Annotated in this window: 17 protein-coding genes, 1 tRNA gene and 1 pseudogene; 6 read left to right on the top strand and 13 right to left on the bottom strand. The window is 44.7% G+C overall.

Annotation, left to right across the window (positions count from 1 at the left end; genetic code table 11):
• Positions 1 to 394 precede the first annotated feature (394 nt).
• The 8 genes from pscS to cofD form a co-directional block, all read right to left on the bottom strand.
• Positions 395 to 1555 carry an O-phospho-L-seryl-tRNA:Cys-tRNA synthase gene (pscS, locus tag MSSIT_RS03410; protein WP_048170028.1) on the bottom strand — a complete coding sequence of 387 codons (1161 nt, stop codon included), beginning with the start codon at positions 1553 to 1555 and terminating at the stop codon, positions 395 to 397.
• Between the two features lie 320 nt (positions 1556 to 1875).
• Entirely contained in the window at positions 1876 to 2154 is a 279-nt protein-coding gene (locus tag MSSIT_RS03405) for a DNA-directed RNA polymerase subunit L (RefSeq protein ID WP_048170026.1), read from the bottom strand.
• 117 nt (positions 2155 to 2271) lie between these two features.
• Entirely contained in the window at positions 2272 to 2886 is a 615-nt protein-coding gene (locus tag MSSIT_RS03400) for an exosome complex RNA-binding protein Csl4 (protein ID WP_231590396.1), read from the bottom strand.
• A 758-nt stretch (positions 2887 to 3644) separates the two neighbouring features.
• Positions 3645 to 4238: an METTL5 family protein gene (locus MSSIT_RS03395; RefSeq protein ID WP_048170022.1), complete on the bottom strand. Its 594-nt coding sequence runs from the start codon at positions 4236 to 4238 to the stop codon at positions 3645 to 3647.
• Between the two features lie 195 nt (positions 4239 to 4433).
• The gene (gene dph2, locus MSSIT_RS03390; RefSeq protein ID WP_048170020.1) at positions 4434 to 5441 is read right to left on the bottom strand and encodes a diphthamide biosynthesis enzyme Dph2; all 1008 of its coding nucleotides are present in this window, start codon (positions 5439 to 5441) and stop codon (positions 4434 to 4436) included.
• A complete protein-coding gene (gene hpt, locus MSSIT_RS03385) occupies positions 5422 to 5991 on the bottom strand; it encodes a hypoxanthine/guanine phosphoribosyltransferase (RefSeq protein WP_048170018.1) in 570 nt (189 codons plus the stop codon). The genes dph2 and hpt overlap by 20 nt, the downstream gene beginning before the upstream one ends.
• 459 nt (positions 5992 to 6450) lie before the next feature.
• Positions 6451 to 8523 carry an FmdE family protein gene (locus tag MSSIT_RS03380; protein ID WP_048170016.1) on the bottom strand — a complete coding sequence of 691 codons (2073 nt, stop codon included), beginning with the start codon at positions 8521 to 8523 and terminating at the stop codon, positions 6451 to 6453.
• A 334-nt stretch (positions 8524 to 8857) separates the two neighbouring features.
• Positions 8858 to 9781 (bottom strand): 2-phospho-L-lactate transferase, encoded by a 924-nt coding sequence (gene cofD, locus MSSIT_RS03375; protein ID WP_048170014.1) that lies wholly within the window; start codon positions 9779 to 9781, stop codon positions 8858 to 8860.
• 124 nt (positions 9782 to 9905) lie between these two features.
• Between cofD and MSSIT_RS03370 the strand changes: the two genes are divergently transcribed.
• From MSSIT_RS03370 to MSSIT_RS03350, 5 genes are all read left to right on the top strand, one after another.
• On the top strand, positions 9906 to 11111 hold the full coding sequence (locus tag MSSIT_RS03370; protein ID WP_048170012.1) for an HD domain-containing protein: 1206 nt from the start codon (positions 9906 to 9908) through the stop codon (positions 11109 to 11111).
• Positions 11112 to 11128: 17 nt separating this feature from the next.
• Positions 11129 to 11509 (top strand): prenylated flavin chaperone LpdD, encoded by a 381-nt coding sequence (gene lpdD, locus MSSIT_RS03365; RefSeq protein ID WP_048170010.1) that lies wholly within the window; start codon positions 11129 to 11131, stop codon positions 11507 to 11509.
• Positions 11509 to 12060, top strand: coding sequence for a UbiX family flavin prenyltransferase (locus MSSIT_RS03360; RefSeq protein WP_048170007.1), 552 nt, complete (start codon positions 11509 to 11511; stop codon positions 12058 to 12060). The genes lpdD and MSSIT_RS03360 overlap by 1 nt, the downstream gene beginning before the upstream one ends.
• Before the next feature lie 146 nt (positions 12061 to 12206).
• Positions 12207 to 12281: transfer RNA gene (locus tag MSSIT_RS03355), tRNA-Pro, on the top strand.
• 362 nt (positions 12282 to 12643) lie between these two features.
• Positions 12644 to 13072 carry a hypothetical protein gene (locus MSSIT_RS03350; RefSeq protein WP_048170005.1) on the top strand — a complete coding sequence of 143 codons (429 nt, stop codon included), beginning with the start codon at positions 12644 to 12646 and terminating at the stop codon, positions 13070 to 13072.
• Between the two features lie 215 nt (positions 13073 to 13287).
• Here the strand turns inward: MSSIT_RS03350 and MSSIT_RS03345 are convergent, their stop codons facing one another.
• Both MSSIT_RS03345 and MSSIT_RS03340 read right to left on the bottom strand, forming a co-directional pair.
• Positions 13288 to 15405: an ATP-binding protein gene (locus tag MSSIT_RS03345; protein ID WP_048170003.1), complete on the bottom strand. Its 2118-nt coding sequence runs from the start codon at positions 15403 to 15405 to the stop codon at positions 13288 to 13290.
• Positions 15395 to 16735 carry a DNA double-strand break repair nuclease NurA gene (locus tag MSSIT_RS03340; RefSeq protein WP_048170001.1) on the bottom strand — a complete coding sequence of 447 codons (1341 nt, stop codon included), beginning with the start codon at positions 16733 to 16735 and terminating at the stop codon, positions 15395 to 15397. The genes MSSIT_RS03345 and MSSIT_RS03340 overlap by 11 nt, the downstream gene beginning before the upstream one ends.
• 406 nt (positions 16736 to 17141) lie before the next feature.
• On the opposite strand from MSSIT_RS03340, the gene MSSIT_RS03335 reads away from it, so the two are divergent.
• The gene (locus MSSIT_RS03335) at positions 17142 to 17732 is read left to right on the top strand and encodes an O-methyltransferase (RefSeq protein WP_048169998.1); all 591 of its coding nucleotides are present in this window, start codon (positions 17142 to 17144) and stop codon (positions 17730 to 17732) included.
• Positions 17733 to 18078: 346 nt separating this feature from the next.
• Here MSSIT_RS03335 and MSSIT_RS03330 read toward each other — a convergent pair whose 3' ends face one another.
• From MSSIT_RS03330 to MSSIT_RS03320, 3 genes and pseudogenes are all read right to left on the bottom strand, one after another.
• Positions 18079 to 18441 carry a hypothetical protein gene (locus MSSIT_RS03330; protein ID WP_048169997.1) on the bottom strand — a complete coding sequence of 121 codons (363 nt, stop codon included), beginning with the start codon at positions 18439 to 18441 and terminating at the stop codon, positions 18079 to 18081.
• A gap of 11 nt (positions 18442 to 18452) precedes the next feature.
• A pseudogene (locus MSSIT_RS21625) lies at positions 18453 to 19247 on the bottom strand (aldehyde dehydrogenase family protein).
• Positions 19248 to 19471: 224 nt separating this feature from the next.
• A complete protein-coding gene (locus MSSIT_RS03320) occupies positions 19472 to 19969 on the bottom strand; it encodes a hypothetical protein (RefSeq protein WP_048169996.1) in 498 nt (165 codons plus the stop codon).
• Between the last annotated feature and the right edge of the window lie 32 nt (positions 19970 to 20001).

The raw sequence follows: 20001 nt of genomic DNA, 5'->3' as shown, positions 1-20001 counted from the left end.
ACTGTTTGTTGACCTATTAGACCACTGGCTGTTTCGATTATGTCAGCTTTTTTATAGACTGAACGATTATCAGTCATTAAAATTTGAAGTCGTCTTACTAATTGTATTTGAGAGAATAAGTAGTTAACTACCTATTTTAGGAAGAACATTGTGAAAGAGAAACTATTTCAGAAATATCCAGTTCATAAAGCGATTTTACCACTGTAAATGCCCCCGTCCTGAAATACTTATTACTGTCGTACAATATGACCGACACATGGAAAGGGAAGAGAAGGAGACCGCGTCAAGGCAAAGCAAAAAATCTACTTGACAGATTAAAAAAATGTTCAGGATGCCCGGGGCAAAGAAAATGATTAAAATTACTCCCGGGCTTCAAAAAATAAATTGAGTGGGCTTAAATGTTCTCGTATTTCTTCAGGATCTCCTCAAAAGAATCCGCAACAACGCCGAGCTTTTCTTTTCCGAGCCCGAAAGTGCTGAGCTTGAAGTATTTCGTAAGCCCGGACTTGATACCGTGAATGTTTCTTTCTTTGAGCTCTTTGTAGAGGAAATACCTGCCTTTCTTGACCTTCTGGGAAATCTCGTAGAAGCCGGGAGCTTCAAAGAACATAAGGTCGTGAGAATGGGGTTTCTGCCCGCGCTGGATAAAGCCCATGTCCTCAAGCCTTGCAGAGAACCACCGGGCGTTTTCGACTTCCTGGTCCCAGTTACTGACGCGCTTTACCACTTCTGGAAAAGATGCAATCATAGTCATAACCGTTGCCCCACGGGCAGTGCAGCCAAGAAGTTCGACTTCCTTTACCTTGCTGTATATAGATTTTCTGAATACGATTGGGGCATATTCTTCGCTTACGCCGAGCACTCCGACAGGCCCGGAGGCTGCCATTGACTTATGCCCGCTACCCACTATAAAGTCAGCTCCGATTTCTTTTGCGGATACGGGCATTCTTCCCACACAGTACGCCCCGTTCAGGAGAAGAGGGACATCATACTCATGGCAGACGGATGCGATCTTTTCCGCATCCGGGATGTTTCCGTAGCTCCCGTCAGGATATGTTACAAGGGCAAGAACGGGGGGTCTTCCACTTTCCTTTGTGACCTCTTCGATTGCTGTCCCGTACCCTTCGGGATCAAGATAGTATTCGGGGCTGCCTGCATGTGGCACCACTTTTACATTCAGACCGGCTCTCTCGGCTGCAACATAAGAGGAGTAATGGGCAAGCCCGTCAAGCACGATCCAGTCCCCGGGCTTGCCCATGGAATGCATAACCGCAAATTTAGACTCTCTTGCCCCGTTTGTAACCCTTGCCTCATCACAGCCTAAAAACTCAGGGAGAGCTTTATGTACGAAATCATGGATAGGGGGTTTTTTAATCTGATCCAGAATCCCACCACAGAAGTCGCAGACAGAGTAACCGTCTCCCCATTCCACAAGGGTCTGCCTGGCTGCCTCGGTCAAAAGTCCGCCAGTCTGCAGAGGGTCGATATTTATGCTGCCGAGGGTTTCTCGCTTTATGAAACCATACTTCTGTAAAGATGAGTCGTCAAGTGTCATTTTATTTATACCTCAGTGATAACGGTAAATTTCCTATTCAAACGATAAATTTCTCCTCTGGTTTCTGTCCGGGTTATGAGAGCAGATCTGAGAAAATTAACTGCCTGAAGCTCTATATAATCAGTGATATATCAGGAATTCATAAAAAGGTATTCCAGAAGCAACTTACAAATAGACAGTAAAATCCCGTAAAACTTCTCGTGAAGGCGAACGAAATACTATCCGGAAACCCTTATCTAAAGTATATGGAGCAGGAGAAAGCCCCTGGAAAGAAAAAAAGGCAAAACGTCTTTTAAGAGACGTCCTGCAAGTCATCGGCTTCAGGCATTTGCTGCCTTGTTGAAGACATCGATGAACTCATCACACTGAGCAATAATGATTGCTGCCGCTTCCTTTAAGACCAGAATCGGGTCTGTACCATCGGTTTTGATGTAAAGGATAGGGTCACTGATGCTCACGTGTTTCATGTCGTAGAAAGCCGCTTCAACCCTTTCATCTTTGATCAGGAGGTCCTTAAGAAGATTGAGAAGGGTATGAGTTTCGCCTATAAGCTCGACTTCAAGCTCGCTATTTGTTTTATTAAGAATGTTCAGTTCCATTGGTGACCACCTGTAAATGGTGAGTGATATAGCTGGCTATATTACAGCCTGCCGCAAAATGCATAATCCGTCATAACATGCCGAACCCTGCATAAAGTAAGATGGGGAAAGAGAAATTTACTGGATTCCTTTCCCGTACTCGGTTGAGATCTTGCGGGTTTCAGTCATATTGCAGACCGGGCATTTAAGCTTTTTCCCTTCCAGGACAAGTTCGCCTCTGCAGTTTGAGCAGTAAGCTTTTACAACTCCAAGGGAATCTTCGGATGTTGTAAGGCGCATTCTGTCAACGTCAATGACTCTGGCTTTTATGATATCAGAGGGTCTGAACTCATCTGAGAGTCTCTTTACATAGGAGTCCCTCACATTTGAAACATGGACATCCCCTGGCCTTGAGTTGACAATTTCCCTGTTCTCTTTTCCTTCTATGCCTGCAACTTCCACCATCGCCCCGGACTCGCGGACGTCAGTGATCTTGCCGTAAACTATGTCCCCTACCTTAAGGATATTTGGGGTAAGGGTTTTTGGCTTAACCGAGACCACTCTGGCTTTTCTGTCAATGAGCACACTTCCTGTGGCAGTGGAATAGATATCCCCACCAATTATTGTGGCCCCGGAACCTGGCTTAAACTCTTCTGTAGTTCCGACAAGTTCACCCGGAAGGACAAAGCCTCCTTTTTCAAGGTCTTCTTCAGATCTGACGGGTTCTCTGGCTGGCGGCCTGAACCCCGGCATTTCCTTCCTATCTCGGGGAGATTTCTTAGAATATGGGAATCTTCTCTTTTTTCCAAGGTCACCTTTGAACTGGTCCTTTGACTGATCTCTGGACCCACGGGACTGACCTTTAAACTGATCCCTTGAACGACCTTTAAACTGGTCTCTGGACTGGCCGCGGGACTGATTTTTAAACTGATCCCTTGGCTGATCCCTTGGCTGGCCCTTAAACTGTTCCCTGCTTTCTGCAGCTACCGGAACCGATTTTTCAGCAACCGGTTTTCCTTCCCCAGGGCCTGTTAATTTTTTCCTGGTAGTCTTATTTTTTCGGATTCTAATAATGATCCCTCATTCGAATTATCGTTAATAGTAGGTGTAAATAAGTTGTTTTATCGAATTTCAGAAATTTTCAGAGAGTTTTTGGCGGCAATTGAACCCATAGAGAATTTGTCCTCGGGAGGAATAAGGATCAATCTCCTTCCGAAGTATTTTCCAGTCAATTCTTCCCTTACAGATGGCATACGTTTCTATGTATACAGATTGTTTTGCAGAGCAAATATTATTATAAAGTAGCCATCCAATTACCAGAATTACCTCCCCGATATATCTATCCAAACCTGGGATATTTCATTGTTGTGGAGAATTCCATTGTTACGGATATTCTCTACACCATTGACAAGTTCTCTATACAAGAGATTTATTATTCCGCCTTTCAAAGTGAGATCTGAAGATGCAAAGCTGTAAAACACGAAGCCGGAAATGGCTCCTGAACACAAGCTTTATTTATGAACAGAAATCCTGTAAATCTCTACCTCAATAATTTCTCTTTCTTTTTGATGGAAGTCGAAAGTCCTTTTAAGAGGAAATTTCGCAACGTATGAGTGTGTAATGACCGCAGGCTTAATGAACTTTTGGATAAAAGCAAGGCTTCCACGGTTGTGGATGGAATATATTACCTCACTTGTTCTTAATGCTGACGAAAGAAACGGCCTATCCCTGCCTTTAACTCTTGCCCCGAAAGGAGGATTCATAAGTGTGGTTTTTAAGTGCCCTGAAACGTCCGAAATATCCGAGCAAATGAACTCAACCTCCACTCCGACCTTTTTGGCATTTTTTCTGGCAACCTCAAGCGCTATTGGGTCCGTATCATATCCCACGACCTTCCTGGCTCCCAAAAGTTTTGCCCCTATTGCAAGAATCCCTGTACCGCAGCCCAGGTCCTGGACCGATTCTTTAAGGTCTCCCTGCATGTAAGCAAAATGGAGGATTTCCGCCGCAAGAGGAGAAGGGGTCTGGTATTGCTCCAGCTCAAGTTCGGGACTGGAAAAATCTTCTACTTCTTCAAGCAGCATCTCAAGTTTTCTCTGTTTCATGTCTGTTGAATTTTATTGGTTTCACATTTGATGCGCATTCTCTGTTTCGTTTTTCAAGTACTCTCGGATTTCTTTGTGAGTATTCTCGGATTTCTTTGTGAATATTCTCAGATTTCTTTGTGAGTATTCTCGGATTTCTTTGTGAATATTCTCAGATTTCTTTGTGAGTATTCTCGGATTTATATCCGTAAAGGGTTATACAGGCTCCTCGGTAATTTCATCGAGTACAAGCCTTTCCCATTCCCGTTCTTCAAGCACGATCTCAAACTCCTGGGGAGTCAGCATTGGAGAGGGGAAACGGCCAACTTCGTCCACGGCAAGCCGTGGGCAGGCAGTATTTACAAAAGCATCCACTTTGAACTGAAGTAACTGGTCAGGGGTTACGAGATCGATAAGGATCAGGTGAGCTTCTTTTCCGTGTTTTTTTGCAATTTCTTTGAGAGAAGAGGCGAGTTCCATCCTCATCTGTCCGTTTTTGCTTGAGACAATGATCCCGAAAACCTGTGCATCCAGAGACTTTGCAATTACCGCACTCCGCTGGCGGAGAATCCTTGAAGGGTCAACTTCCCGGACTTCTCCGGAAAAGGGGTCAGCTGCAAGGACACGTTTTTTTGTAGAAAGGGCTACCCCCAGCGGATGGAAGTCCCCGCTTCCGATATAAAGGTACTCATCACAGACTTCATCCCTTGCTGCCGAGAAATTGCAGCCGAGTACCTGCCCTGCATAGGCAAGCCTGGAGTCCCCGCGCCCGATGACGCAGGTCTTTCCCCCGCTCTCAAGCACCCTGCACACGTCAGGGAGTTTGTGGACATGCTGGACAGTGGTAATCAGTCCGATTATCTCTCCTTTAAGTTCCGGAAGAGCCTTCTCGACAACGGGTCGGACATCAACCGAGGAGCGGGTTTCGATAAAGTACACCTTATCCGAAAGCCGGACATCTTCCAGTTCCGCATGCCCGAAGTGGAAAAGAAGCTCAACATGGTCAAGAAGCGTCCTGTCAAGGTCGCACGCTCCGAAACAGGGATCGCCCGAGATGAGCACCTCAGCTCCGGTTGCCTTCTCAACGATTTTTGCAAGCTCCGGACCTTTGCGTTTCAGCCCTTCAGGAAACTGAAAGCCCACACGCTTTGCTTTCGTATCCTTTATCACGCTAATTATATAGTCAGGCCTTAAATCAAACGCTTCACTGATCCCCAAAGACATCCTGAATCTCCACGCCCTTCTCGCTCACATCAATTGTGACGAGAATCTTGGGTTCAACTCCGAGTTCCTTTAACTTAAGAAGTCCGTCTCCACGCCCTATAACGGAAATTACATCCGTGATCTCGACACCCATATTCTGCAGTGCCTTTGCAAGAGCGAGAAGCGTTCCACCGGTACTGACAACGTCGTCCACGATGACGACTCTGTCTCCCTTTTTGAGCCCGTTTATATAGAGAGTCCCTTTAGAATAGCCTGTACTCTGGGAAAGTTCAACTTCCCCTTCAAGGAAGTAAGGCCGCTTCCGGACAATAGTCAGAGGAATTCCTGTTTTCAGGGAGAGAGCATTTGCAACAGGGATACCCATAGCCTCTACGGTAAGAATAGTGTCAACATTCAGATCTGCTATCCTCTCAATGTAATCGGAGATCTCTTGTACCAGCCGTGGATCGATGGAAGGGACACCATCAGAAATAGGATGGATAAAATAGTTATATTCCCCTCGCTTGATCACAGGGGATTTAACCAGTGAGTCTTTCAGTCTTTCAAGCATGGTTTTAACCTTTTTCTGGCTGTTTCAATATTCCGGGAAGTAAAAAAACCCTGAGATCAGATCCTGCACCCTCAAGTATACTTCCTTTCAATGCGGATGCTAATAAACAAACCCGCTTTCCGGAAAGATAAATCGAAGTCAGGAAACATCGAAGTACTTGATATAGCTTTGGTTTTCCGGATGCTATTTCTATTTACACCGGAATGCAGGAAATTTGTAATATTGATAGTTAAGTCAGTGTTAATAAATTTAAGGATAATAAAGGTAAGAAATTATAAAAAATAAGGAAATATGTAAAACCCATTAAAAATAAACAGGGTAAAAAAGAAATCAAGGGAAAAAAGAAATAAGGGTAAAAAACCTCAAAGTTTTCAATCGTTAGCATCAGGAATTTTACCCTGTTTTAGACATATTCATCCCGTTACCAGTTCAAAGGATTCCATGTTTCAGACGCTCGCATCAGTTGAGCAGTCCGAGAACTTCATAGGGATTCGTATCTGCCAGTTTCATTTCGCTCAGGGTATCCGAATCAATGTCGATGACTGAGATTTCCGTAACAAGGCCATCCCAGTTATCCGGGTCCATAAGCCAGAGGTCTTTCAGGTATTTCGAGACCCATGCAGGATCGTCATCTTTTGCCCTGCACTGCGCATTTACAATATCAGAGTTATATCCGAGCACCACGGCTTTCAGAGTTCCGGCATTATTATCCTTGACAACGAAAATTCCGGCAAGGGAGCTGTCAATTGCTTCTATATCTTCGTCAGTCAATTCGGCAACCCAGATTCCTCCTGTTCCGGGAGTGGCATCCCAGCGCTGTAAGAAGACGTCCTCTTTACACCACTGAGGGGAGGAAAAAACCGTATAACTTACCCCATCCTCAAGCGGGTAATTATCTTCCAGCCAGTTTGCAAGTACATAGCCACTTGAAACCCCGGGACAGAAGTGGTTGTGCAGTCCCAGGCACTGCATCAGTTCATAGTCAAGATCTCCGGTGGCCCAGGCATTGCAGATTGTAAGAATGGCAAATTCACGCCCGTTAAACACCTTTGAGTTTACCTTTTCACTCCAGGCATTTACGGACTTCTTGTTTTTGGAAAGGGTATCAAAGTCTATATTTTCGGTCACCTGATAGCTGATCTCATTCTCATCTTCGTATGAAACCTCGATATAAGTGCAGTCCCCGCTGGATTTGTCAAAGAAAGCAAACCAGAGAGGGGCATTTCTTGCGTTCTGGACTGCAAGCAGGTTCTGTGTGTACTGTAAATCCCTTCCGTAAAACTCCGAATAGAAGTCATTCAGAAAAAGATCAGATTCTGCAGGAGAACCGATATCCGTCAGTATGAAAGTATCTTCAGAGCTAAGGTCTCCGAGACTTTCTTCGGCTGCGGCAAAAACCTGACCCATCAGCTCATCGGCCCCAGCTGAGGAATTACCATTTCCTTCCGGGTTGAGCAGGCCGAGAACAACATAAGGATTGACTCCCGCCAGTTTCATTTCGTTCAGGGTATCCCCATCAATGTCAATAACTGCAATTTCGGTAACAAGACCTTCTTCATCCCAGTTATCCCGGTCCATGAGCCAGAGGTCCATAAGATATTTAGAAATCCAGGAAGGGTCGTCCTCGTTTGCCCCGCACTCCGCATTCACAACATCAAAGTCAAACCCGAGTGCCACCGCTTTCATGGTTCCGGCATTCTTGTCCGTAACTACAAAAATCCCGGCAGGAGAGTTCCCGATTTCTTCTATTTCTTCGTCCGTCAGGGCAGAAACCCAGATTCCTCCTTTTCCGGGAGTGGTGTCCCAGCGCTTTACGAAAACATCTTCTTTGCACCAGTTAGGACAGGAGAAAACAGTATAACTTACCCCTTCGTCAAGCGGGAAATTATCTTCCATCCAGCTTGCAAGTATATAGCCGCTTGAAACTCCGGGACAGAAATGGTTGTGCAGTTCCAGGCACTGCATCAGTTCATAGTCAAGATCTCCGGTGGCCCAGGCATTGCAGATTGTAAGAATGGCAAACTCGCGTCCGTCAAACACTTTAGAGCTTACTTTTCCACTCCAGGCATCTATGGACTCCTGGCTTTCGGACAGGGTATCAAAGTCTATATTTTCCGTTACCTGATAACTAATCTCATTCTCATCCCCGTATGAAACCTCGATATAAGTGCAGTTCCCGCTGGATTTGTCAAAGAAAGCAAACCAGAGAGGGGCATTTCTTGCGTTCTGGACTATAAGAAGGTTATCTGTGTACAGTAACTCCCTTCCGTAAAACTCCGAATAGAAATCATCCAGAAGAATGTAAGATTCCGCAGGAGAACCGATGTCCGTGATGACAAGGGTATCTTCAGACCCGAGAACTCCCAGATCTGCTTCGGCTGCGCCAAAAACCTGAGCCATCAGCTCGGAGTTATCAGCTGCAGCTGCCATCCCGGGTATTGAACCCAGGAATAAAACGAGCATCGTCAGCAAAACAAAACCCGTGATTTTTGTTTTGATCTTCTGATTAGCAATTCCACTATTTCCAAACATAATTCTTCCTCTACTGCCTATAATTAAGCTATTTAACCTGACAAAAAAATAATATTTGCCAGGAGAATAGAGTTTAACAATTAAGATAAAATCCAAAATTTATGTTTTTTAGTGTTACAAAGAGTATAAAAAGTGATACATAAAACTTTCGAATTTTGTTAGCGTTGAAGACAACATATGTAAAAAAAAATGAGAGTAAAGAAAGATGAAAAACTAGGGAAAAAAGAGAAGAGAAAACAAAAAAAAGAAAAAAAGGGAAAATGAAAGAGAAGTGGGAGAAAAAAATCAGAAATAAAAGGGAAAAGAAAAAAGAAGGGAGAATAAATTAGATAAATCAGGAGACTGTATCAAAAATCCCGACTATGAACTCTGCCAGTTCCCTGCTTTTCTCCGTGGAGGTCATGAGGGTATCTGCACGGGAGGCCTGACACCCAAGCCTCTCAAAAGCGAATTCGTCCGCCCTGTCCCTTTCATCGAAGACAAAAACGTCAAGGAATTCCTGATAGTACTCCGCAACGCCCATGGAAGAGACCTCAAGCCCACAGGCCTGCATAAGCTTTCCGGCAGGACCGCTGACAGGAGCATTTCCTATTATGGGGCTAACTGCAATCACCTTTTTCCGTTTCAGCAGTTCTCTCATTCCCGGCAGGGAAATTATAGGCCCTATGCTGGTTATGGGGTTGCTCGGACCGATGAGGACTTTGTCGTCTTTCTCTAAGGCTTCCAGAACCTTTTTAGCGACCGAAGCTTCGGAAACGCCCCGGATATCAACTCCAAGTACATCGGGGTTCCCGTGTTTTCCGACCCAGAAGTCCTGGAAATGCATAACCCCTTGAAGAGTCTCGATATAGGTCGAAACCGGGTCATCGGACATTGGCAGAATGTTTGCATCGATCCCGAAGAAGGAGGAAAGCTTTACTGTTGCTTCCGTAAGGGATGAGCCTCCCCTGATGAGATTTGAGCGGATAATATGGGTTGCCCTATCCCTGTCCCCCAGCTTCATGCTTTCTTCGACCCCGAGTTCGTGCATGCGCTCGTAAGTCCTGAAGGTATCGTCTTCTATGCCCCACCATTTCTTCCGGTCGATCTGGTCCGAGAAGAGATAGAGCACCGTATCAAGGTCTGGAGAAATCAGGTTCCCAGAAACCCACAGGTCTTCGGCAGTGTTTACAACAACGGTCAGTTCCTCCGGTGGGAGGATTTCCTTGAGCCCGTCAAGGAGTTTGGGAGTTCCGGTGCCGCCTGACAATATGATCATGATAATACCTGTTCCGGATTTATTCAGCCATCGGGTAGCAGGTTATCCTGCAATTTTCACTTTCAAAGTAACAGCATCAAAGTAATAGATACAACAATATATAATGACATCTGTCTAAAGAACAATGAAAGTAGTCCTTGATCCCGTACACGGTTACATCGAACTGGATGAAATCGTCCAGGAACTTCTGGCTACCCCCCAGATCCAGCGACTGAGAAGAATCATGCAGCTTGGCTTTTCAAACCTTGTTTATCCGGGAGCAAACCACAACCGCTTTGAACACTCCCTGGGAACCATGCATCTTGCCACCATGCTGATGAAAAACCTCGACTCTATTGAAGAAGATAAAAAAATGGAGATCAGAGCTGCCGCCCTTTTGCACGATGTGGGGCACGGACCATTTTCTCACGTAACCGAGAACATCATAGACAAGTATACGAGGCGCAGGCATGATGACGTAAGGGACATTGTAAGGAAAGGGGAAATAAAAGAAGCCCTGAAAAAACACGGGATTTCCCCCGGGAACCTTGCAAAACATATCAAAGGTGAGACTTCATTAGGGCAGATCCTCAGCAGCGAGATCGATGTGGACAGGATGGACTACCTTGTCCGGGACTCCCATTATACAGGGGTTGCCTTCGGGGTTGTGGACTACAACCGCCTGATCAACCAGATGCATTTTTACGAAGACAGGCTTGTTATCGACTACGGGGGATTGAAAGCTGCCGAATCCCTCCTGGTCTCCCGGTTCTGGATGAATACCTCGGTTTACTATCACCACGTAACCAGGATCTCGGAAGCAATGTGCTCAAGGGCCGTGGAATATATGGTCGAAAACGGGGAACTTGACCCGAAAAGGCTCAGGCAAATGGACGACATAGACCTGGTAGCCGCCATGCGAAACTCAAGCGGGCATGGGGGAGAACTTAGCAAGCGGCTGGACGCACGCAAACTCTATAAGCGGGCGCTTTATACAGGACTTGGGGAAGCAGGGAAAGGAGTGCTCAAGTACCGGGATAAAATTGAGAGAGCCGAGAAGGAGATTGCAGAACTTGCAGGGGTAGACCAGGAATGCGTGCTTGTGGATATTCCGAAAACCCCGGAAATGCTGGAAATGAAGGCAATGATAAAAACAGACCACAAGATAATACCGCTTAAAGAAGCTTCCCACTTCGTCTCAATCCTGCAGGAAGCCCATATGGATAACTGGAGGATGGGGGCCTACAGCCCGAAAGAGCACTGTGAAGCCGTGGGGAAGGCTGCAAAGGAATACTTTAACATCAAGAAAGCCACAAAGCAGTTTAAACTGAGCGACCTTGAAAAAATATAAGATACCGGAGCAAAACTTTGTTCAGAACCACAAGGAAAGCCGGCAGGATAGAAATCATCCTCGAAGCAAAAAAGCTCGGAGAAGACTACCTGCTTACCCTTACCGGCGGAAAGGAGCATGCGGGCGCGGTTGCAGTAGGGCTTTTTGATGAAAAAAGCGGAAGAGCAAGCTCTTCTGTGCTTACCCTTCCCGGACACAGGGAAGAACAACTTGCCCTGGACAGTGCAAGGCGAATAAGCAGAGCAACAGGAAAAACTTCGGTGGTTGTTGCCGGCATCCATGCGGATAATATCAGCCCGGAAGAGATTAAGGAGATTGTCTCAGCCGCAGGGGAAATGATTGGGAGTTTCATCGCCTCCTGTGAAAAAAGTGACATGACAGCAAGGAGAAGCGAGTAATGGAAATAATCGTAGGTATAAGCGGGGCTTCGGGGGTACAGTACGGGATCCGTCTACTTGAAGTGATGGAAGAAAAAGGAATCGAAACCCATCTTGTACTGACAGAGGCTGCAAAACAGATAATCGAGATCGAAACTGATTACTTACCCCTTGAAGTGGAAAAGCTTGCGACCTGGAATTATTCCCAGAAGGATTTTTCAGCCCCAATAGCCAGCGGTTCTTACAAAACCACAGGAATGGTTATTGCTCCCTGCAGCATGAAAACCCTCGGAGCGGTTGCAAACGGGATATCTGACACCCTGCTTACACGGGCTGCAGACGTCTGCCTGAAAGAAGAGAGAAAACTGGTCCTGATGACAAGAGAAACTCCCCTGAACCTGATACACCTTGAAAACATGCTAAAGGCTAAACGGGCAGGCGCAAGCATTCTCCCGGCATGTCCGGGCTTCTATTCGCGGCCGAAAACCCTTGAAGATCTCATAGACACAATGGCTGGCAGGGCACTTGACCTTTTAGGAGTGGAAAACGAAATTTATCGCCGCTGGGAGTAAAGGAGAAGGCCGGAGAGGTGAAAGATCCCGGCACAAATACCATAAAGTAAGTAACCCGGAACTTTTGATCCGCAAAACCCGGGTACATGCGCATGTTCTAACGAAAGCTATATAAAGGATAATCCCCTTTGAGAGGAAGCCCTTATGGGATAGTAGGGTAGCTTGGTCCATCCTCGAGCGTTTGGGACGCTTGGACTGCGGTTCAAATCCGCGCTATCCCATTCTTTTTCATCTTTTTTATAGAATTCATGGTAGATTGTTTAAGAGTTTACTTTCTCTGAATTGCTTTCTTACTCTAGTTTTTACTTTCTTACCTGTTCACAGCGCAAAAAATAGTATATGGAAGGAGCACATTCTAAAAAGGTTAAATATTAAGTGCCATCTTTATAAATGAAGCGCGATTTTAATACAGAAAACAGATAATCTTGTATTGAGTGTGAATGAAACACTCCTCAGAATTAATTGATTTAGAATCATTTTAATACAGAAACTGATTACTTATTTTAGGTGTGAATAAGTAATCCCTGGAACTCACCCATTAAAATTACAATATGTGAGCCATTGAATGTAGGGGTAAAATATCATGAAACAGACTCTTGAAACATTAAAAGGAAAGATCGCCGAAAACACCCTGAAATCCGGAGACATCTTTGCATTTACGGATAAGCTTAAAGAAAGTATGCGGAAAGGAACTCCGATTGTCAGGAACGTCTCGCCTGCAAACATCGACCTGCTCAAAGTGTATGCTTTTGCCCTGCGGAAGATGGAGATGACAGAGGAAGATCAGGCAAGCGAACTGAGAGCCGGAGATTGGAGAGACAGTATCGATGACTTCAGCCAGCTCAAGTATTTTATAGATGAAATGCAAGAAAGCGAGCTTGTCAAAAACGTTGCCTGGAACGTTCATGCAAATGTAATTTATGATATCCCTAACCCGGATGCATATAAAAGGTATGTATACTGGAAGATCAAGTCAGTTCTCGATAATATGGAACTCTGTGAACTGGTTTAAGTTGAAAAGCAGGGACAGAACACATAGAAAAATAAAAAGAAAGAGCAAAAAAGAAGAAACCCATGCCTGTACTTCTAGCAGGCATGGGCTGATCACCCTTTCTTGAGAAAATAAATGACTCATTCTTGAGAAATAAAGTTTCATAAATATTCAGGCATTGTACATTTTTTATTAGTTTTCGGCTTTTATTTCTCATTTTTTTGTTTCAAACCTTCTTAGCGGTGCCTCACAACGCAATTCGAAAGCCCGAGGATTTCCACAATGTCACTGTTGTCAGGACTGTGAATTATCATCTGCCCTTTCTTGAGGTATGGAACCCTGCGTTCGTATTCTTTGGGAACTTTCAGGGACGAGATTGCGGCATCGTTATTGAGGTTAAGGATCAGCTTTGTGTTGATCTGCTTGATGACCGTGTCATCGATATCCTGAGGATCCTGCGTGATCAAAAAGAGCCCCAGCGCTTCTTTTCGGCCCTGGCGGGCCGCATCTGCGAAACGGGAGATGATAAGGCGAGCATGTTCCCCGTTTGCCTTTGAAAGGTAGCGGTGAGCCTCATCAAGTGCCAGGATAATCGGGGTTTCTTTGATGGCATCAACCCCTGTGGTGTTGAGCTTGTTGTCAACAATAAGGCTCATGATTGTAAGCACTATGAGATCCCGGATCCTTGGAGAACTTATGTACTCTGTCGGGAAAACCGAAATCTGCCCCGACTTGAAGATCTTGTCCAGGAGATCGGTGATCGGGGTTGCATCCCGGTCAAACACCTTTGAGAAAAAGCGGCTACTTACTCTCCGCACTATCCCGTCATATGAAGACTCATGGATTCTGTTACTATCAACATAATAAGAACGCGTACCTTCATTTTCAATATGGTTAATGAAGTTCCGGTAGGTATGCGGCACGCTTGACTTGAAGAAGTCCCCGAGAAGGACTTCAAGCCCTATATACTGAAGTTCGGACATCCCGGCTGCTGCAATCAGCCAGGAGTTGTGTTCCACAAGGGAAAAAGGAATTGTAAACTCGACCTGTTCCGCCCTTGACTTATCTCCGGGATACTTCTGCCCCTCGACCTTTGCCACAAAAGCCTTTGTGGACCGAACCCTGCCGTAAGTGACGTTTTCGGACTCAAACCCGAACTTATCCTCTTCGGTCAGGGTTTCGTTATCCTCGAAAATCTGGGAGTATTCGTCCTGGGGGTCCATGATTACCAGGCAAGGGTTTTTCCGGGCTTTGTCCTGAGAGTTCCGCAGCCTGTACCGGTTGTCTTCAGTCATGAACTGGCGCAGGATGTTTTTTGAGAGGAAAGTCTTTCCTGTCCCGGTACTCCCGCAGACCAGCATGTGCCTGAAAATTAGAGGGTCACCCATCAAGTAGTCATTTCTCAGGTAATAAGCAACGGTTTCGGGCTCGGAGTGGGTTTTTACAAGTTCTCCCCCTACACTGAGGTGCCCCAGGAAAACTCCCTCCTCCGGGATGTTAAGCCCGGTCTGGACTTCAAGCCTGTCCGTAACAGGCAGAATAGGGGTGTTCGGGCGGGGAATCCGGTCTGCCATCCTGCGTGTGAGGGCACTTTCAGCTTTTTTCCTGTACAGGATACAGAGGGGGTCAAGGCAGGCAAGGAACTTGTAATCGGCTTCGTTTACAGGATTTGCCCGGGCATTCAGCATGCGCCTTGAGTGGATTTCAGTTGCATCATCCACTGCAAACTCCTGCCTGTACTGGAGTTTTCCGACCCTTGCAAAGAGTTTTTCTCCGCCCTCATACGGCACGACAACATAGGTCCCGAGCCTGATCTCACTCCTGCGGGCAGAAGCAATGTATCCCGTGATTGTAGCTCCCGAGTGGGTAATTTCCAGAGGCTCTATGCCGGTAGTGACAATTCCGAAAGCTTCATCAAGAGAAGGAGAGGCTCTTGAGGGTTCAGAATCATAGTCGTCGAATAATTCAAAGGCAAGTTCGTCTTTATCGGAAAGAGTACTGGTGGCTGTAGTTGAAGCTGTAGTAGACCTCGTACGTGAATCACCATTTAAAGAGTTATGCGGATCGACTTCCGTGGGAGCTTCAGCCGAGGAAACGGGGAATTCTTCAAAATCCGGCAGCGAATCCGGGACGGAGGTCTCCGTAAGCAAATCTTTTTCCGGTTCTTTATGTTCCGGTTTTTTATGTTCCAGAGCTTTATGTTCCAGAGCTGTATGCTCCAGCTGTTCATTTTTATTCCCGGAAATTTCCTCCGGGCCTGTGTTCTTATCTGAGGAAGCGCTCTTTTCAGGAACCTGGGTCGGTTTTGACTTCCCGGAAATAAAAGCCAGAATATCGGCATCTTCATACTTCATTGAACTTACCCCACCGAGTATCGTTATAAGAGATATCAGGATTCATACTTTCAAAAAATTTATCGATCTCCTGCCTCTCCACTTTCCTGATTTTTGCGAGGTGGTCTGCCTTTGTGAGGGTGAGGGGAAAACCATGCAGAGAGAGGTCAAAGAGCACCTTTTTGGTAATTTGCATGCGCAGGAAATCATCCTTAATAAGTCCATAAGGAGCTTCAACCTTAAAAACCACATCCGTGGAAGGCACGAAAAGCATGAAGAAACAGAGGGCATAATCCTCAGGCAAAAACTTATGCCTGAGCTCTTGCTGGAACGCATCTCCTGCTGCAAGAGGAGAAGTCCCGTTAAGCATCCTTTCGTAAAACCTGTTGGGCTGTAAAAACCAGTTGGTGTAAGTAATGTAAGTATTTCTTGAACCGTTATACTTGCCGTTTTTCCCGTTAGCTTTCGAATTCCGGCCTTCAGGGCCCTGTCCTCTCTGGCCTTCAACTTTGGAAGGAGAGAGGAGATTTCGGAAAAATTGAGAATCAAGCATCCAGGGAAGGTCAAATCCTTCCTTCTTCTTCCGGACGCTGTCCATGATCTGCACGTCAGTCGGATTCTTTACAAAACCTATCACAGGTCTCTTTTTTTCCAGGAAATGATCCATAATATCAATGTAATTCTGGAGGATTTTTCGGGCATCGTTGTTCCGCCCAATCTGCACTTCCTCGTCGTCCAGCACCATCCAGTACATGAGTTGTTTCGGATAAAGAGGGCCATCCATTATGAAAAAGCTCTCCGGCTCCAGCATGTCCTTCATAAAAAGCATATGTTCGGATTCTGCAAGGTACATGGCAAAGCTGTGCACCATGTCAGGAGCCTTTCTTTTCAGTTCATCCGGAGCAATCGTAACCAGCTTTGCCCTCCCGAGCCCTTCATCGAAGGTTTCCCATCCCGATGTTGCCCTCATTGCTATCCGCTGCGAAGAAGAGTAAGCCGCACAGACAATTGTCCTGCACCTCTGAATATCAAGATCTGTAGGGGTTGCAGCCAGCCCGCAGTGACAGAAATCCACAAAAAGTCCGCTGTCATAAGTCCTGGGATTCGTACTCCCGCTGTCACAGGCATAAGTAACCGGATACGGGTCTTCTCCCTGTGCCATCAGCTCGGTCCTGACCATCCCCCGAAAGAGCCTGTCCACAGCCTTCAGGATCACTTTACCGTCAATCTTCAACTCCTTAAGCAGAGAATAAATATCCGTTGCCGTTTTCGGCTCATCAAGTTCAAATGAACGGTCAATCCTTTCTGCAAGCTCCGAGATTTTATGCATATGCACGGGCTCAAGGGTCATGAATAAAAGATACTTTAAGAGTAATATATATTTGTTGAGTGGAGAGAAGAAAAACGCAGCACTATTGAGAAAAATGTACAGGAGATTAATAAATAGGCCCTCAGTCTATTTATTAGAAACTTTTATTAAGTAACTGATAGTGCACAACATAAACAAAAAAGTTTTAGAATAATTTGAGCCAAATTGAGAATTTCTACAAAGCCGACTGTAGGGCTTCTTACTCATTCTCCTATTTTTAACTATTTTTTTTTCATTTACGTCTAAAATTTTAATGCAAGATAATTCGGTTTGTGGACGTATTTAAATAAAAAAATGACAAATAAACCGATATCTATGAAGGTTTAAAGATATGTCTTAAATACATAACGAGTTATACGAAATTTAAACTGATACTGAGGATGACGACATGTTCCATGACATATTCGACCCTATAAAGGAACGAATGAATTACCTTGAGTTTATCGATAAAAATGATAGAATTAATGGAACACCGAAATTACACAGGTTAAGACAGATTCCGCCGGAAACCGGTAAGTTTATTGCGCTCATGTTATCTGCCTCCCCGGATGGGGTAGCTACGGAGATCGGTACAAGCGCGGGTTATTCATCCATGTGGCTTGCACTTGCATGTATAGAGACAAAACGTAAATTGATCACATTCGAGATACAGGAAGAAAAAGTAAAAATGGCACGTGAAACCTTCTCTAAAGCCGGAATAGAGAACATCGTAGAACTCGTACATGGCGATGCCAGACACCTGATAAGCCGATACACCGGGATTTCCTTTTGTTTCTTAGATTGCGATAAAGAATATTATCTTGATTGTTATGAGGCAGTCATACCTAAAATGATTAGAGGTGGCATATTGATAGCTGACAATGTGATAAGTCACGCTGCTATGCTCAAGCCATTTCTTGACTGTGTGTACAATGATCAGCGAGTCGACGCAGTACTTGTCCCACTTAAAAACGGAGAGTTGGTTTGCCGGAAAAGATGAATTTCCCGAATGTACAAGAGCAGTATAAGTAGCCATATATTAAAAGCCGATCGGGGTACTATTAAGTCTTCGTCTGCTACATAGAATGTGTTCTTTCCGAGAAAGAAACCGCTAACAGTAAAACGGCTTCAATATATTCTAGAAGTTACGCACTTGAGATCAAAAATCAAGCACAATAGACGTTGTATTCATATATGAGAATTAATCTGAAAAATGTTTGCTGTTATTGATTTCTCGTTTCAGCCGCGTAAGTCCTACAAAAAAGAAGACTAAAAGGGTATAGAGTAAATTTTACAGAAAATTAGGCACACTGCCCACGTTACTCAGTTTACTTTTATTTATTATTTCATTTCTTTTTGCTTATTTCATCTTTTACCTCTACCAATTTACCGCGAAGATCACTATATTCGTTTTTTAAGTTTTCAATGTCTACCGGAATAGTTTTCATCCTTGTCTCTATCAGCTCTTTCATCTGTTCATTTTCAATTTCATCGGATATTTTGCAGCTTAAGTCTTTCTTGATATTTCCTATCTCTTCGAGATATTCATCGAATTTATCGACAAAAGCTGTCATCTTTAATTCTCTGGCTACAGTTTGCAGACTTTCTAATTCATCTATCAGAGCATTTGCAGTATTATTCAGATCGTTCATTCTCTGTTCTAACCTGGTTAATCTGGACAGTATATCCTGTTCAGCTAATTCGGACAACGCATTCCCCCTTAAGCTATTGAACATATTGTCGTATTATTTTGCCACATAATTGGTACATAAATTAAAATCAAAATTGTTCTGTAAGGGTCTCCGGACCAGATCTTGGCCCCAAGCCCGAATTCTGTGGAGTTTGCAATTTCCACTGCTTCGTCCTCGTCCTTTGCAGTGATAACCGGTGCAACAGGCCCGAAAATCTCAATATTGCATACTTCCATATCGGTACTGGCTGCCGGGATAATAGTCGGATTGAAGAAAAAGCCTTTTTCATGCTCTTCTCCGTAAGTTTGAGGCTCCGCTCCTTTCTTGCATCTTCCAGAATTTTTTCAAGTTTTTCGACAAATTTTTTTTGCAAGAGGGCCGAGATCGGTTTCTTCGTCCATCGGGTCCCCGATTTTCAGTTCCTGCATATGGCGTTCAAATGCCTCGATAAAATCCCCCACAACTTCTTTTACAATAATAAATCTCTTGGCAGCGGTACAGCTCTGTCCTTCATCTTTCAGTAATCCAGCCGCATTTTCTGCATAATAGTCACAGAGCCTGGCGCATTTTTGGACTTCACTTCTGGACTGCCTGATAGGTTCCCCCATCTCCTCCGTAATAACCCCGGCATAAATTTCAGTATTCTGTCGAAGTACCTTCGCAACATTCGAGAAAGATTTTGCTCTCTCCTCTGCCGGCAATGAACTCCACTCTGAAAAAGCAGCCCTCGATTTTTCAATCCGGGTTCTGCATTCTTCGATAGAAAAAGAATCATAAGTCCGGTTTATTTCTTCGGTATAAGGATTAACGGATTTGATTTTCATACTCTCCCCCAAAAAGAGTCACTTATTGATATTGAATTCCTCCGGTATTATAATTTAAGGAAAAATAAAATACGAAAAGGACGAAATGTATTGGGAAGTCTTATTGTTTTCGGAATAAAGGTACAGAGAAAGAAATATGTTTTTTCGGGGGAGAGACGTATGAATATGCTGGAAAGCGGAATGGGAAAAATAAAAGTTTAGATCTAAAATTATTTCAGTGCCTCTCATTTCAGCATCCCGTTTTTCCAGAGAAACCTCTTCTTCGGACTCCGTTCAAACTTCTCAAAAAGCTCCGGGGAAAGTGCAGGATAATTTGCCTCCTCAAGAGGGACACAGAACATCCTTTTTGGTTTTCGGGCCTTCCCACCGAGTCCTATAACCACAAAAAAAGGGACAAGATTATCGTTTGCAAAGGTTCTGTAACGCCCGAGCTGCTTTGGACTTGACCACTGGAGTTTGCCTTTGAAGAGTTTTGACCTGTACTTGCATTCCACGCAGAAGATTTCATTGGTCCGCCTGTAGCGAAGGACGAGGTCAGGGCCACAGTCGGATTCTACGAAACGGGTATGCTTTCTTGTCATATCCGTGGTCCACTGCACGATGGAGAAACCTTTTTCATCGAAGAGATCCACAACGTATTTTTCAAAGTCATCTCCTTTTTGCTCGGCTTCCTTTTCAAAAATAACACTGATAATTTTTCTTAGTTTTTGGAAGAACCCCATATCTGATCACTATCGTTTTTGTGAAACTATCG

This window comes from Methanosarcina siciliae T4/M, assembly GCF_000970085.1.
GTDB classification, from domain to species: Archaea; Halobacteriota; Methanosarcinia; order Methanosarcinales; family Methanosarcinaceae; genus Methanosarcina; species Methanosarcina siciliae.
The sequence above is the reverse complement of the archived record's forward strand: the minus strand, read 5'-3'. Positions and strand labels throughout refer to the sequence as shown.